General features: G+C 74.2%; 15 protein-coding genes. 5 read left to right on the top strand and 10 right to left on the bottom strand.

The window, feature by feature from the left end; translation table 11 throughout:
* The first annotated feature begins 99 nt into the window (after nt 1–99).
* Entirely contained in the window at nt 100–558 is a 459-nt protein-coding gene (locus tag ABZ135_RS14530; protein ID WP_356695661.1) for a hypothetical protein, read from the top strand.
* A gap of 17 nt (nt 559–575) precedes the next feature.
* Here the strand turns inward: ABZ135_RS14530 and ABZ135_RS14525 are convergent, their stop codons facing one another.
* The 3 genes from ABZ135_RS14525 to ABZ135_RS14515 all read right to left on the bottom strand — a co-directional run bounded on the left by ABZ135_RS14525 (nt 576) and on the right by ABZ135_RS14515 (nt 2,344).
* On the bottom strand, nt 576–1,037 hold the full coding sequence (locus tag ABZ135_RS14525) for a hypothetical protein (protein ID WP_356695438.1): 462 nt from the start codon (nt 1,035–1,037) through the stop codon (nt 576–578).
* 118 nt (nt 1,038–1,155) lie between these two features.
* Nucleotides 1,156–1,683 (bottom strand): DinB family protein, encoded by a 528-nt coding sequence (locus ABZ135_RS14520; protein WP_356695437.1) that lies wholly within the window; start codon nt 1,681–1,683, stop codon nt 1,156–1,158.
* A 52-nt stretch (nt 1,684–1,735) separates the two neighbouring features.
* Nucleotides 1,736–2,344 carry a TetR family transcriptional regulator gene (locus ABZ135_RS14515; protein WP_356695435.1) on the bottom strand — a complete coding sequence of 203 codons (609 nt, stop codon included), beginning with the start codon at nt 2,342–2,344 and terminating at the stop codon, nt 1,736–1,738.
* Nucleotides 2,345–2,435: 91 nt separating this feature from the next.
* Here ABZ135_RS14515 and ABZ135_RS14510 point away from each other — a divergent pair, with 91 nt between their 5' ends.
* Together ABZ135_RS14510 and ABZ135_RS14505 are read left to right on the top strand one after the other, a co-directional pair.
* Entirely contained in the window at nt 2,436–3,623 is a 1,188-nt protein-coding gene (locus ABZ135_RS14510) for an FAD-dependent oxidoreductase (RefSeq protein WP_356695433.1), read from the top strand.
* Nucleotides 3,624–3,678: 55 nt separating this feature from the next.
* A complete protein-coding gene (locus tag ABZ135_RS14505; RefSeq protein WP_356695431.1) occupies nt 3,679–4,584 on the top strand; it encodes a Gfo/Idh/MocA family oxidoreductase in 906 nt (301 codons plus the stop codon).
* On the opposite strand, the gene lnt is transcribed toward ABZ135_RS14505, so the two are convergent.
* The 4 genes from lnt to ABZ135_RS14485 form a co-directional block, all read right to left on the bottom strand.
* Nucleotides 4,508–6,499, bottom strand: coding sequence for an apolipoprotein N-acyltransferase (lnt, locus tag ABZ135_RS14500; RefSeq protein ID WP_356695429.1), 1,992 nt, complete (start codon nt 6,497–6,499; stop codon nt 4,508–4,510). The two genes, ABZ135_RS14505 and lnt, sit on opposite strands and share 77 nt — an antisense overlap.
* Nucleotides 6,500–6,680: 181 nt before the next feature.
* Entirely contained in the window at nt 6,681–7,118 is a 438-nt protein-coding gene (locus tag ABZ135_RS14495; protein WP_356695427.1) for a nuclear transport factor 2 family protein, read from the bottom strand.
* Nucleotides 7,119–7,201: 83 nt separating this feature from the next.
* Nucleotides 7,202–8,077, bottom strand: a complete 876-nt coding sequence (locus tag ABZ135_RS14490) for an undecaprenyl-diphosphate phosphatase (RefSeq protein ID WP_356695425.1) — start codon at nt 8,075–8,077, stop codon at nt 7,202–7,204.
* Between the two features lie 103 nt (nt 8,078–8,180).
* Nucleotides 8,181–8,642 (bottom strand): helix-turn-helix domain-containing protein, encoded by a 462-nt coding sequence (locus ABZ135_RS14485; protein WP_356695423.1) that lies wholly within the window; start codon nt 8,640–8,642, stop codon nt 8,181–8,183.
* A 159-nt stretch (nt 8,643–8,801) separates the two neighbouring features.
* Between ABZ135_RS14485 and ABZ135_RS14480 the strand changes: the two genes are divergently transcribed.
* Nucleotides 8,802–9,971 (top strand): thiolase family protein, encoded by a 1,170-nt coding sequence (locus tag ABZ135_RS14480; RefSeq protein ID WP_356695421.1) that lies wholly within the window; start codon nt 8,802–8,804, stop codon nt 9,969–9,971.
* 49 nt (nt 9,972–10,020) lie between these two features.
* Here the strand turns inward: ABZ135_RS14480 and ABZ135_RS14475 are convergent, their stop codons facing one another.
* Nucleotides 10,021–10,809, bottom strand: coding sequence for a VTT domain-containing protein (locus ABZ135_RS14475; RefSeq protein ID WP_356695419.1), 789 nt, complete (start codon nt 10,807–10,809; stop codon nt 10,021–10,023).
* Nucleotides 10,810–10,996: 187 nt separating this feature from the next.
* Between ABZ135_RS14475 and ABZ135_RS14470 the strand changes: the two genes are divergently transcribed.
* Nucleotides 10,997–11,719: a DNA alkylation repair protein gene (locus tag ABZ135_RS14470; RefSeq protein ID WP_356695659.1), complete on the top strand. Its 723-nt coding sequence runs from the start codon at nt 10,997–10,999 to the stop codon at nt 11,717–11,719.
* A gap of 299 nt (nt 11,720–12,018) precedes the next feature.
* Here ABZ135_RS14470 and ABZ135_RS14465 read toward each other — a convergent pair whose 3' ends face one another.
* Both ABZ135_RS14465 and ABZ135_RS14460 read right to left on the bottom strand, forming a co-directional pair.
* Nucleotides 12,019–12,171, bottom strand: coding sequence for a hypothetical protein (locus tag ABZ135_RS14465; protein ID WP_356695417.1), 153 nt, complete (start codon nt 12,169–12,171; stop codon nt 12,019–12,021).
* Between the two features lie 25 nt (nt 12,172–12,196).
* The gene (locus tag ABZ135_RS14460; protein WP_356695415.1) at nt 12,197–12,478 is read right to left on the bottom strand and encodes a DUF3027 domain-containing protein; all 282 of its coding nucleotides are present in this window, start codon (nt 12,476–12,478) and stop codon (nt 12,197–12,199) included.
* Between the last annotated feature and the right edge of the window lie 55 nt (nt 12,479–12,533).

Here is a 12,533-nt window from a genome sequence, read left to right as displayed (position 1 = left end):
GCCACACCCGGCGCCGGATCCGGCAGTCTCGGAGCGAGGGGGCCGACGAGAACGCGTGGAGGCGCAGTGACCGGGCAGCAGGTGGCGGACGACTCCGTCATGACCAGGATCGGGCAGGCGATGATGCTGCTCCACGGCGGCGACCGGGAAGAGGCCCGCAACCGATTCGGCGCAATCTGGGACCAGCTCGGCCCGGACGGCGACCCGCTGCACCGCTGCACCCTCGCCCACTACATGGCGGACGCCCAGGACGACCCCGACACCGAGCTCGCCTGGGACCTGCGGGCCCTGACCGCCGCCGAGGGGCTCGACGAGGACCGGCTCGCCCGGCACGACTCGGCGGTGGCGCTGCGCGCCCTCTACCCCTCGCTCCATCTCAACCTCGCCGCGGACTACGTGAAGCTGGACCGCCCCGACGCGGCCCGCGTCCACCTCGACCGGGCCCGCGCCGCCGCCGTGGTCCTGGACGACGACGGCTACGGGAACGGGGTGCGGGCCGCGATCGAGCGCCTGGAGCTGCGACTCCGCCGCCAGGAGCACCCGGGCGCCCCGGCCTAGGCCCGTCCGGACACGGCCTAGCGCCCGTAGGCGCCCCGGCAGATCCTCGCCTGGTCGCTCGCCGGGTTCCAGCCGCCGTACCGCTCGCCCAGCTCGCAGACGTCGGCGCGGCCGTGGGGCATCTTCGGGAGCTCGGGGAGCCGGACGTCCGGGTGCCGGCGCTGCTGCTTCGGTACGGCGGAGGGGCGCGGCTTCTCGGTGCGGCGCGGTGGCCCGGGGTCGGGCCGGTCGTCCGAGCCCTCCTTGTGCCGCTCGACGGCCGATCGCGGCTCGGGCGTCGGATCGGGCATCGCCGCCTCCAGGGCCTCGCGGGCGGGTCCCTCGACGATCTGGGGCGCGACGTCCTGGCCGGTGGTCTCGGCCGAGAGGCGGGGGGCGGGCGCGGGGGCCGCGGGCGGCGGCTCGACCGCGACGCAGCCCGAGAGGGCGGCCACGGCCATCCCGGCGAGCAGCGTCACTGTGGTTCTGGTTCCATGCACCCGCGCAACTCTGCTGGTGGGACCGCCTTCCGCGCGCCCCTACTCGCGGGGAATGCCCCGCATGAGTGATCACCGCGCGGCGGGCTGACCCCGGCCGTACGAGAGGGGCCCGGCCCGCTCAGTCGCCGGTGGCGCCGTCGATGCGCTCCCGGATGAGGTCGGCGTGGCCGTTGTGCCGGGCGTACTCCTCGATCATGTGAAGGTAGATCCAGCGCAGGTTGTACGTCTGCCCGGAGCGGTGCTTGCCGGTGCCGACGTCGTCGAGTCCGCGTCCGGCGGCGTTGGCGCGGGCCCGGGCGATCTCGTCCTGCCAGGTGGCGTACGCCTCCTCCCAGGTGTCGTCCTCCGTGGCGTGGATGTCCCGGTCCATGTCCTGCTCGGTGCAGTAGATCCAGCCGGCGTCCTCGCCGGCGAGGGTCCGCCGGAACCAGCCGCGCTCGACCTCGGCCATGTGCCGGACCAGGCCCAGCAGATTGAGGTCGGACGGCGGCGCGGAGGCGGTGCGCAGTTGGGCGTCGTCCAGGCCCTCGCACTTCAGGGCGAGGGTGGCCCGGTGGAAGTCGAGCCATTCCTCCAGGGCCGCGCGCTCGCCGGTGAGGGTGCCCGGGTCGACGCGCGGGGTGGATGCGGTGCGTTCGGTCGTCATCCCCGCATCGTCTCCGATGATCGCCCCGCCGGGCCAGTGGTTTGACGGCGGTTCAGGCCGGTCCGCCGCCCAGCATGCCGCGCAGCAGTTCGTCGAAGCCGGTGCGCAGTTCGGCCCGGCTCGGCACGGCCGCGTGGAAGGAGCCGGCCGCGCAGGAGAACATCAGCCCCTCGCACCAGGCGATGAGGGAGAGCGCGTGGCGCGCGGGCGCGGGGGATCCGGCGGCGGTCATCATCGCGATCAGCGGGCCGTGGAAGACCGCTCCGGCGGAGTCGAAGAAGGTGCGGAGCTCGGGGCGGCGGGTGGCCTCCAGGGCCAGTTCGTAGCGGGAGACGAGCAGCGCCCGGTGGTCCGTCAGATAGCGGTGCAGGGCCGTCGCGAGCGCGTCCGCCACGGCCTCGGGTGCCGCGTCGGCGGCGGGCAGCTCGTGCGGGGCCAGTACGCCGGCCTCGCGCTGCACCTGGCGCCGGACGGCGGCCTCCAGCAGGGCCTGCCGGGTGCGGGCGTGGTTGGAGGTGGAGCCCTGGGGGAGTCCGGCCCGCTCGTCCACGGCGCGGTGGGTGAGTCCGCGCATCCCGCGCTCGACGAGCAGGTCGAGGGCGGCGTCGCCGATGAGCTCGGCGCGGGTCGGCGGGGCGTCGGGGGCCGGTGCTGCGGTCATGGGGACAACCTACCGACCCTCGCCTCCCTGGCGGACTACATCTGTAGTACGGTCAGGGTGTCACTACATCCGTAGTCCCCGAGGGGGAGTCATGGAACAGCACCGTGCCGTCGTCGTCGGAGCCGGCATCGGCGGCCTCACCACCGCCGTCGCCCTGCGGCGGCGCGGCTGGGACGTCACCGTCCTCGAACGCGCCCCCGACCTCGCCCCCGTCGGCGCCGGCATCGCCCTCGCGCCCAACGCCCTGCGCGCCCTCGACACCCTCGGCCTCGGTGACCGGGTCCGGGACCTCGCCGCCTGGCAGGGCGACGGCGGCATGCGCCGCCCCGACGGCCGCTGGCTCTGCCGCACCGACGCCGCGGCCGCCGCCGCCCGCTTCGGCGGCCCCCTCGTCCTGCTGCACCGCGCGACCCTCGTCGAGCTCCTCACCTCCGCCCTGCCCGGCACCCCCGTCCGCACCGCGACGCCGGCCGCCCTCGACGACCCCGGCGGCACCCACCGGCCCGCCCGCGTCACCACCCCCGACGGCACGATCGAGGCCGAACTCCTCGTCGCCGCCGACGGCATCCGCTCCGCCGTCCGCACCGCCCTCTTCCCCGCCCACCCCGGCCCCCGCTACTCCGGCTTCACCACCTGGCGGACCGTCATCCCGGCCCCCGAGCGCCCGTTCGCCCCGCACGAGACCTGGGGCCCCGCCCGCCTGTGGGGCAGCCAGCCCCTCAAGGACGGCCGCGTCTACGCGTACGCCATGGCCGCGGCGCCCGCCGGGGCACGCTCCGCCGACGGCGAGAAGGCCGAACTCGGGCGCCTCTTCGGCGACTGGCACCACCCCGTGCCCGCGATCCTGGCCGCCGCCGACGAGGCCGGCATCCTCCGGCACGACGTCCACCACCTCATCGACCCGCTGCCCGCCTTCCACCGCGGACGCGTGGCCCTCCTCGGCGACGCCGCCCACGCCATGCAGCCCACCCTCGGCCAGGGCGGCAACCAGGCCGTCGAGGACGCCGTCGTCCTCGCCCACCACGCCGGCCGCGGCCTGCCCGTGCCGGCCGCCCTCGCCGCGTACACCGCCGACCGGCTGCCCCGCACCACGGCCCTGGTCCGCAAGGCCGCCCGCACCGGCCGGCTCGCCCTGCTCTCCGCCCGCCCCGCCGTCGCCCTGCGCGACACCGCCGTGACCGCCGCCTCCCGCCTCGGCCCGGGACTGATCCTGCGCGGCTTCGACGGCATCGCCGACTGGTGCCCGCCGGACGCCGCCGAACCGCCCCGCGTAAGCTGACCGGCGCGAACGGCCCCGAGGCGGGGGCCGGGGAACGACGGCGAGGGAGACCCACGTGAAGGTCGGCTGCATCGGACTCGGGGACATCGCCCGGAAGGCGTACCTCCCCGTCCTCTCCACCCTTCCCGGGATCGAACTGCACCTCCAGACCCGCACCCCCGCCACCCTCGACCTGGTCGGCGACAGCCTCCACCTGCCCGCCGTGCAGCGCCACCGCGACCTCGACTCGCTGCTCTCCGCCGGACTCGACGCCGCCTTCGTGCACGCCCCCACCTCCGTGCACGCAGAGATCACCACCCGGCTCCTGGAGGCCGGCGTCCCCACCTACGTCGACAAGCCGCTCGCCTACGAGTACGCCGACTCCGAACGGCTCGTCGAACTGGCCGAGAAGCGCGCGGTCAGCCTCGCCGTCGGCTTCAACCGCCGGCTCGCCCCCGGCTACGCGCAGTGCCTCGACCACCCGCGCGAACTGATCCTCCTGCAGAAGAACCGCGTCGGCCTGCCCGAGGACCCGCGCACCTTCGTCCTCGACGACTTCATCCACGTCGTCGACACGCTGCGCTTCCTGCTGCCCGGGGAGGTCGAGCACACCGACGTACGGGCCAGGGTCCGCGACGGACTCCTGCACCACGTCGTGCTCCAGTTGTCCGGCGACGGCTTCACCGCCCTCGGCGTCATGAACCGCCGGGGCGGCTCCACCGAGGAGATCCTGGAGGTCTCTGGGCAGGACACCAAGCGCCAGGTGCTCAACCTCGCCGAGGTCGTCGACCACAAGGGCCAGCCGACCGTGCGCCGCCGCGGCGACTGGGTGCCGGTGGCCCGCCAGCGCGGCATCGAGCAGGCGGTCCTCGCCTTCCTCGAAGCCGTGCGCGACGGCCGCCTGCTCAGCGCCCGCGACGCGCTCCTGACCCACGAACTGTGCGAGCACGTGGTGCGCGAGGCACTCGCCCAGGCCGCCTGAGCCGCCCCGCGACCCCGACGGCCCCCAGCAGCACCAGCACGCCGACGGCCGCGTGCACCGGCCAGTCGCCGAGGCGTACGTACGGGGTCGTGGCGCCCGACAGCGGTAGCTCCCGGACCGCGACGGCGCTCGCGCCCGTCCCCAGGCCGTCGCCCACCGGGCGGCCGTCCGGTCCGTACGCGGCGCTGATCCCGGTCAGCGTCGCGTGCACCACCGGACGCCCCGACTCCGCGGCCCGCAGCGCGGCCAGCGAGGCGTGCTGGGCCGGGGCCCAGCTCTCCTGGAAGGTGGAGGTCGCCGACTGGGCCACCACCACGTCGGCGCCGTCCCGGGCCAGACGCCGGGTCATGTCGGGGAAGGCCGACTCGAAGCAGACCAGCGGCCCGACGCGCAGCGCCGGCCGGTCGCCGCCGTCCGGCGCGGGCAGGGTCATGACGACCGGGGCGGTGCCCCTCCGCCGGTCCTCACCCGCCGCCTTCCCGACCGAGGTCACCCAGCCGAGCACGGCCCGCGCCGGGATGTACTCGCCGAACGGCACCAGGCGCATCTTGTCGTAGCGGTCGCCGGTCGGCCCGCCTTCGTCGACGAGGATCGCGCTCTTGAAGATCCCCGGACGGTCGGATCGGCGCGCGTCCACGTTGACCAGCACCGGCGCGTCCACGGCCCGCGAGAGCGCCGTCAGACGGGCGGCCAGGTCGGGCCGCGCCCGCAGATCGGCGCCGACGCTGCTCTCGCCCCAGACCACCAGGTCCAGCCGCTGCCCGGCGAGCGTCCTGGTCAGCTCCTCGCCCCGGGCGAAGCGCCGCTCGGCGCCGCCCGGCGGATCGAGCACACCGGGCTGGACGACCGCGACCCGTACCGTGCCCGCCGTACGGGGCGGCGCGGTGCCCCACCACCCGAGCCCCAGGAGGAGGGCACAGCCCAGCAGCCCGACCAGACCGACCAGCGCGGTGCGGTGCAGGGGTGTGGGGTGGGCCGTCGGTGTCGAGGGGTCCGCCGGGGCCCTGGGGTCCGGCGGGGTCGGGCGGCTCACCGGTGTGGGACGGTCCGCAGGGGCGGGGTCCGCCGGGGTCGGTCGGCTCACCGGGGCCGTGCTGTCCGCCGGGGCCGGTCGGCTCATCGGTGTCGTGGTGTCCGCCGGTGCGGTGGGGCTCACCGGTGCCGCGGGGTCCGCCGGGATCGGTCGGCTTACCGGGGCCGTGGGGCCCCGGGGCGCCGTGCGGCGCAGGGGTGCGGCGGTCACGAGCAGTGCGACGGCCGTGTTCACCGCCACGACCAGCAGGCTCACCAGCCAGATTCCGCCGATCGAGGCGAGCCGCAGGGCCGCCGGCACCTGCCACTGGCTGGCCCCGAGCAGCCCCCACGGCCCGCCCAGGCCCTCCCAGGAGCGGACCAGCTCGATCAGCAGCCAGCCCGAGGGGACCGCGAGGAGCGCGGCGGCCGCCCGGCGTGCGGACGGCGGGCCGCCCAGCAGGGCGTGCACGAGCCGCCCCCAGGGCAGCCAGAGCAGTCCGAGCAGCGCGGCGAGCAGCAGCATGAAGACATGGAGGCTCGGCATCAGCCAGTGGTGCACGGCCAGCATGACGCCGATGCCGCCGCACCAGCCGTCCAGTCCGGCCCGGCGCGCGCTCGGGGCCCTGGCGATGAGGAGCAGCCACGGGACGAGGGCGAGGTAGGCCCACCACCACAGGCCGGGGGCGGGGAAGGCGAGCGCGGGCAGCGCGCCCAGGACGACGGCCAGCGCGGAGCGGCCGAGGCCGGGCAGCCGGCTCCGCGCGGGGGCGACGCGGGGGGCGGAGCCGGTCGTGGGTCCGTCGGGGGGCGTGCCGCCGCCGGTGGTGGTGGCGCCCGGTCCCTGCCCGGCCGCGGCCGTACGGCCCGCCGGTGCCGAGCGCCGGGCGAACGGAGTCCGCATACCCTGCCTCCAGGTGTCGCCTCCAGTGTGCGCGCGCCCGGCCCCGACGGCGCTCAGGCTCGACGGTCAGGCGGTCACCGGCAAGCCGGAGCCGGTCGCGCGGCCCGCCGGGCCCTCGCCCTCGCGGGTCCCCAGATCCGTCCAGATCCGTCCAGGTCTGTCCAGATCCGTCCAGGTCCGTTCAGGTCCGGCGCCACTTCTCCTCGACCACCACCGAGCGCAGCAGCCAGCCGCCGTCCGCCCGCCGCAGCGTGAACGTGTAGCGCCCGCCGGACACGAAGTCCTCGCCCGACGCGAACCGCATGGGGTTCACATAGTCGGCGCGCACGGTCGCGTCGTCGCCGGGATAGCCCCCGAGGTCCTGGAGGCGCACCCTCCGGTTGACGATGAGGTGCTGCCGTACGGGAAAGAGCCGCATCGTCTCGGCGAGCCAGTCGGCGACCTCGGGCGCGGCGCCCTCGATCCCGCCCGAGCCGCGGTAGTCGGCGCGCCCGTCGGGCGTGAACAGCGCCCGGTACCCGGCCCAGTCGGAATCGTCCACGGCCACGGCGTAACCGGTGACCACGTCGTCGATGGCGAGCCGGTCCATCACGCTCGCGAGGTCCACGCGCTGTGTCATCGGCTCAGTGTCGGGCAGCGGGGGAGCGGGGCCAAGAGGGCGTGCGCGGCCCGCCGCCCGGATTCCGCCGGGCGGGGCGGCCGTCAGCCCGCCGACTCGCCCGCGTGGGGGCTGAGGACGTCCGTGCCGACCAGGACGAAGAGGACGATGCCCAGGATGACCCGGTAGATCACGAAGGGCATGAAGCTCTTGGTGGTGATGAACTTCATGAACCAGGCGATGACCGCGTAGCCGACGCCGAAGGCGATGACGGTGGCGAAGATCGTCGGTCCCCACGAGACGTGGCCGCCCTCACCCGCGTCCTTGAGCTCGTAGACGCCCGAGGCGAGCACGGCCGGGATGGCGAGCAGGAAGGAGTAACGGGCGGCGGCCTCGCGGGTGTAGCCCATGAGCAGGCCGCCGGAGATGGTCGCGCCGGAGCGGGAGACGCCGGGGATCAGGGCCATCGCCTGGCAGATGCCGAAGATGAGGCCGTCGCGCACGCCGAGTTCCTTGAGGGACTTGCGCTCGCGGATGGCGCGGTGCCGGCCGCCGATCTCGTCGCGGGCGGCCAGCCGGTCGGCGATGCCGAGGACGATGCCCATGACGATGAGGGTGGTCGCGATCAGCCGCAGATCGCGGAACGGGCCCTCGATCTGGTCCTTGAGCGTGACGCCGAGGACACCGATCGGGATGGACCCGACGATGACCAGCCAGCCCATCTGGGCGTCGTGGTCCCCGCGCATCGACCGGTCGAAGAGCGAGCGGAACCAGGCGGAGACGATCCGCGCGATGTCCTTGCGGAAGTAGATGAGGACGGCGGTCTCGGTGCCGATCTGGGTGATGGCCGTGAACGCGGCGCCGGGGTCGTGCCAGCCGGCGAAGGCGGCGGTGAGCCGCAGATGCGCGCTGGACGAGATGGGGAGGAACTCCGTCAGCCCCTGGACGAGTCCGAGGATGAATGATTCGAACCAACTCATGGGGCCAGGGCCGTCCCGTATGTACGTGTGCGGTCAGAAGGTCGGTGCGCAGCGTACCGTCCCGAAGTGACGAGACCGTTCCCAGGGCTCCGGGCCCGGCGGTTCAGTCCTCCACGGGCCCCGTCGTCGTCCAGCCGGGCGCCCGCACATGGGTCGTGAGGCTCGCGCGGTCCGCCTCCTCGCCGCAGCTCGCGCAGACCACGCGCGGGCTGAGCACCGCGCCGCAGCGGTGTTCGAGCACCACCGGCCGGTCGTCGGGGTGGAGATGGCGGTCGCCCCAGGCCATCAGGGTCATGAGGACGGGTCCGAGCTCCCGCCCGGCGGGCGTGGCCCGGTACTCGTAGCGCGGGGGCCGCTCGCTGTACGCCACCTTCTCCAGGATCCCGGCCTCGACCAGGCGCTTGAGGCGGGCCGTGAGGATGTCGCGCGGCGCGCCGGTGTTGCGGGCGATCCGGTCGAAGCGGTGGACGCCGAGGGAGACCTCGCGCAGGACGAGGAGGGAGTACTTCTCGCCGACGAGCGCGAGGGTGTCGGCGATCGAGCAGGGGCGGGGAGCGGCCTTCATGGGCCAAGCCTAAGCCAGACCGGAGTGGATGGTTTGAAAATCCAACCCACTGGGCTATGTTACCGGTGAGTGCGAATCCAGTTTTCCAACCCACGCGCGAAAACTGACCACCCACACCCCACAACACTCTTCGTTCGCCGACCCCTCGGGAGCCGTGTCATGCGTGACGCCGTCATCGTCGAAGCCGTCCGTACGCCGATAGGAAAGGGCAAGCCCGGCGGGGCCCTCTCCGACGTCCACCCCGTCGCCCTGCTCTCCCACACCCTGCGCGCCCTGATCGACCGCACCGGGATCGACCCCGCTCTCGTCGACGACGTCATCGGCGGCACCGTCGACCAGGTCGGCGAGCAGGCCATGAACACCACCCGCTACGCCTGGCTCGGCGCGGGCCTGCCCGAGTCCGTGCCCGCCACCACCGTCGACCGCCAGTGCGGCTCCTCGCAGCAGGCCGTCCACTTCGCCGCGCAGGGCGTGCTGTCGGGCGCGTACGACATCGCCGTGGCCTGCGGCGTCGAGTCCATGAGCCGCGTGCCCATGTGGTCCAACGTGCCGCCCGGCGCCGACCCCTTCGGCCCGGGTGTCGCCGAGCGTTATCCGGAGGGCCTGGTGCCGCAGGGCATCAGCGCCGAGCTGATCGCCGCCAAGTGGTCCATCGGCCGCGCGGCGATGGACGAGTTCGCCGCCGACTCGCACGCCAAGGCCGCGCGGAGCTGGGCGGCCGGACTCTTCGACGACCAGGTCGTCCCGTACGGGGACGTCCGCCGCGACGAGTCGGTACGGCCCTCGACCACTCCCGAGGTGCTCGCCGGGCTCCGGCCCGCCTTCCAGGACCCCGCCTTCGCCGAACGCTTCCCGCAGATCGACTGGTCGGTCACCGCCGGCAACAGCAGCCCCATCAACGACGGCGCCTCCGCCGTCCTCGTCATGGCCGCCGAGACCGCCCGCACCCTCGGCCTGCGCCCGTTGGCCCGGCTCCACTCCTTCGCCGTCACCGGCTCCGACCCGCTGCTCATGCTCACCGGTGTCATCCCCGCCACCGAGAAGGTGCTGCGCCGCGCGGGCCTCTCGCTCGCCGACATCGACCTCTTCGAGATCAACGAGGCTTTCGCGAGCGTGGTCCTGGCCTGGCAGCAGGAGACCGGCGCCGACCCGGCGCGGGTGAACGTCCACGGCGGCGCGATCGCCCTCGGCCACCCGCTGGGCGCGAGCGGCACCCGCCTGACGACGACGCTGGTGCACGCGCTGCGCGCCCGGGGCGGCCGCTACGGGCTGCAGGCGATGTGCGAGGCCGGCGGACTCGCGAACGCGATGATCGTCGAAGCGATGTGAGGCCCCGGGCCGGCGGGGGAAGGGGGGCGGTGGGCGGTCGGGAGGGGCGTCAGCCCTCGCGGGAGGCGGGGCCCGCCGCGGCCCCGGCTCCCGTCGTGGCCCCGGCGCCTGCCGTGGCCGTCGCTCCCGCCGGCACCGGCTCCCGCGGCATCGCTGCCACCGTCTCCGTCTCCGCCTCGGCCGGTGTCACGGCCGCGGTCAGGCGGTGCCGCTTGCGCCAGCCCACCACCGCGGCCACCGAGGCCGACAGCACGATGAAGCCCGCGGAGACCAGGAACGCGGGAGAGGTGGGCGAGGTGGCCTGGCTGCCCGCGATGACGTAGGCGAGGGTGTTCGGCACGGAGCCGAGTCCGGTCGCCGCCAGGAAGGGCACATACCGCATCCGGGAGACGGCGGCCGCGTAGTTGGCCACCGCGAACGGCATACCGGGGAACAGCCGGATCGCCAGCATCGAGCGGAACCCGTGCCGGCTCAACTGGCCGTCCGCCGCCCGCAGCCACCGCCCCCGGACGTACGGGCGCAGCGCCTCCTGCCCGAGCGCGCGGCCCAGCGCGAACGACAGGCCCGCACCCAGGACCGTCCCGCCGAGAGCGGCGGCGAAACCGGCCTGGGCACCGAACAGCGCGCCCGCCGCCAGGTTGAGGATCGGCCGCGGCACCAGGGCCGCCGTGCACACCCCGTACGCGAGGCCGAACACCAGCACCGCGCCCGCTCCGCTCACCTGCGGCGGCCAGCCCGACGACAGCAGCCGCTGCGGCTCGAAGAGCACCACCGACACGCCCGCGGAGAGCAGGATCAGGGCGAGGCACGCCAGCCGGGCCTTGGGCGAGAGGAGCATCCGGGGAGAGTAACCGACACCCGTGTGTGATCGCCGTAATGTGCGTCATGCGGCCCGCGCCTACAGTGAGCCGGTGACGAGTGAGCACGTGAGGCGAGCCCCGGTGACGGGCGATCCCGCGACGAGTGCGCCCGCCAAGACTGCGCCCGCGCCGAGTGGGCCGGAGATCAGCGGGACGGGGGCGCCGGTGGCCGACTCGGGCCGGACGCCCGTCGTCCCGCCCAGCGCGCTCGCCGACACGGTCCTCGCCCGGCTCACGGAGGTCTACCCCGCCGCCGGGAACCCGTTCCGCGCCCAGGAGATGGTCGCGTACATGAAGGGCGTGGCCCCCTTCCTCGGACTGCGCACCCCCGAGCGCCGCGCCCTGTCCCGTACCGTCCTCGACGGCCTCCCCGCCCCCGACGAGACCGACTGCACGGCCGTCGCGCTGCGCTGCTTCGCGCTGCCCGAGCGCGAGTACCACTACTTCGCGGTCGACTACCTGCGCCGCCACGTGAAGCGCTGCTCCTCCGCCTTCCTGCCGGTCGCCCGCCACCTCGTCACCACCGTCTCCTGGTGGGACACGGTCGATCACCTCGCCGCCCACGTCGTCGGCGGCCTCGTCGCCGCCGACCCGGCCCTCGCCGCCCGCATGGACGAGTGGATCGCCGACGACGACCTGTGGGTGGCCCGCACCGCCCTGCTCCACCAACTCCGCTTCAAGGACGCCACCGACGCCGAGCGTCTCTTCTCCTACTGCCTGCTGCGCGCCGACGACCCGGACTTCTTCCTCCGCAAGGCGATCGGCTGGAGCCTGCGCGAATACGCCAAGACCGCCCCCACCGAGGTCCGCGCCTTCGTCACCCGGAACACCTCCCGCCTCTCCCCGCTCTCGGTGCGCGAGGCCCTCAAGAACCTCGTCCCGTCTTGAGAACGGGATCGGAGAGAGCGGTGCGAGGGCTTTGGTACTCGTGGTGGTGGCGTCCAGGCGGGTGCCGAGTGGACGACTCGATGTGATCAGGTCCAGAGACCTCGTGCCAGACCGCGCGCCTCTCGGTACCTCCCTGACTGCCACCACCGGCGCGTGCAGAGCTCCCAGTCAGACCGAGGCCCGTGCGGTGCGCTGGTGCCACGAACAGTTACTGAGGTGGCGGACCGGCTTTCGTGCCGAGTCCTGGGATCAGGTCGCTGCGTAGTTCCGCACGAGCTCGTGACCACCACAAACACACATCAGCTCCAGCCGCGCTCAAACGGGCCGGCCGCCAGCGCGGGATCGAGGCCGAAGTCGACCGGCTCCGCGAGGTCTTCCGGGCCGACTGGGCCCACCAGCCCGCGCTGGTCGAGGACGCGCTCGGCAGGCAGATGCTCGCCCTCCTGGCCCATCTGGAGGCCGCCTGCACCGCTGCCGTCAGCCGAACGAGCCGTCTGCCCTGCCCTCGAAGGAGGTGCAACCGTCGTGCTCGAAGCGCATCCGGCCGTCGAACGGCGACTCGGCATGGGTGCAGGCTCCCCAGTCGCGTCCCAGCTCGCCGCTCAGCGCGACCCAGAACCGGCACCCGCCGCACTGTTCGTCGTACCAATCGTCCTGATATTCGGGCGCTGTGGTCGGCCTGTTCTGCAGCCGCAGCCATCGCTCGTGAACCTCGTCGTTGTGTCCACGGTCATCACCTGTCCACGGCCTGCCGGACACCAGCCGATCCCCCACTCTCTCGAACCGATCGACAGGCTACAGACGGATTCAGCGC

Source organism: Streptomyces sp. NPDC006339, from assembly GCF_040612775.1.
Lineage (GTDB): Bacteria > Actinomycetota > Actinomycetes > Streptomycetales > Streptomycetaceae > Streptomyces.
Note: the sequence above shows the minus strand (reverse complement) of the source record. Positions and strands in the feature narration are given on the sequence as shown.

Coding starts and splice junctions, on each gene's coding strand:
- ABZ135_RS14515 (WP_356695435.1), bottom strand. CDS start 2,344: ATGACCGCAGCACCGGCCCCCGACGCCCCGCCGACCCGCGCCGAGCTC.
- ABZ135_RS14520 (WP_356695437.1), bottom strand. CDS start 1,683: ATGACGACCGAACGCACCGCATCCACCCCGCGCGTCGACCCGGGCACC.
- ABZ135_RS14475 (WP_356695419.1), bottom strand. CDS start 10,809: ATGCTCCTCTCGCCCAAGGCCCGGCTGGCGTGCCTCGCCCTGATCCTG.
- ABZ135_RS14480 (WP_356695421.1), top strand. CDS start 8,802: ATGCGTGACGCCGTCATCGTCGAAGCCGTCCGTACGCCGATAGGAAAG.
- ABZ135_RS14490 (WP_356695425.1), bottom strand. CDS start 8,077: ATGAGTTGGTTCGAATCATTCATCCTCGGACTCGTCCAGGGGCTGACG.
- lnt (WP_356695429.1), bottom strand. CDS start 6,499: ATGCGGACTCCGTTCGCCCGGCGCTCGGCACCGGCGGGCCGTACGGCC.
- ABZ135_RS14510 (WP_356695433.1), top strand. CDS start 2,436: ATGGAACAGCACCGTGCCGTCGTCGTCGGAGCCGGCATCGGCGGCCTC.
- ABZ135_RS14495 (WP_356695427.1), bottom strand. CDS start 7,118: ATGACACAGCGCGTGGACCTCGCGAGCGTGATGGACCGGCTCGCCATC.
- ABZ135_RS14485 (WP_356695423.1), bottom strand. CDS start 8,642: ATGAAGGCCGCTCCCCGCCCCTGCTCGATCGCCGACACCCTCGCGCTC.
- ABZ135_RS14530 (WP_356695661.1), top strand. CDS start 100: ATGACCAGGATCGGGCAGGCGATGATGCTGCTCCACGGCGGCGACCGG.
- ABZ135_RS14465 (WP_356695417.1), bottom strand. CDS start 12,171: ATGGGCCAGGAGGGCGAGCATCTGCCTGCCGAGCGCGTCCTCGACCAG.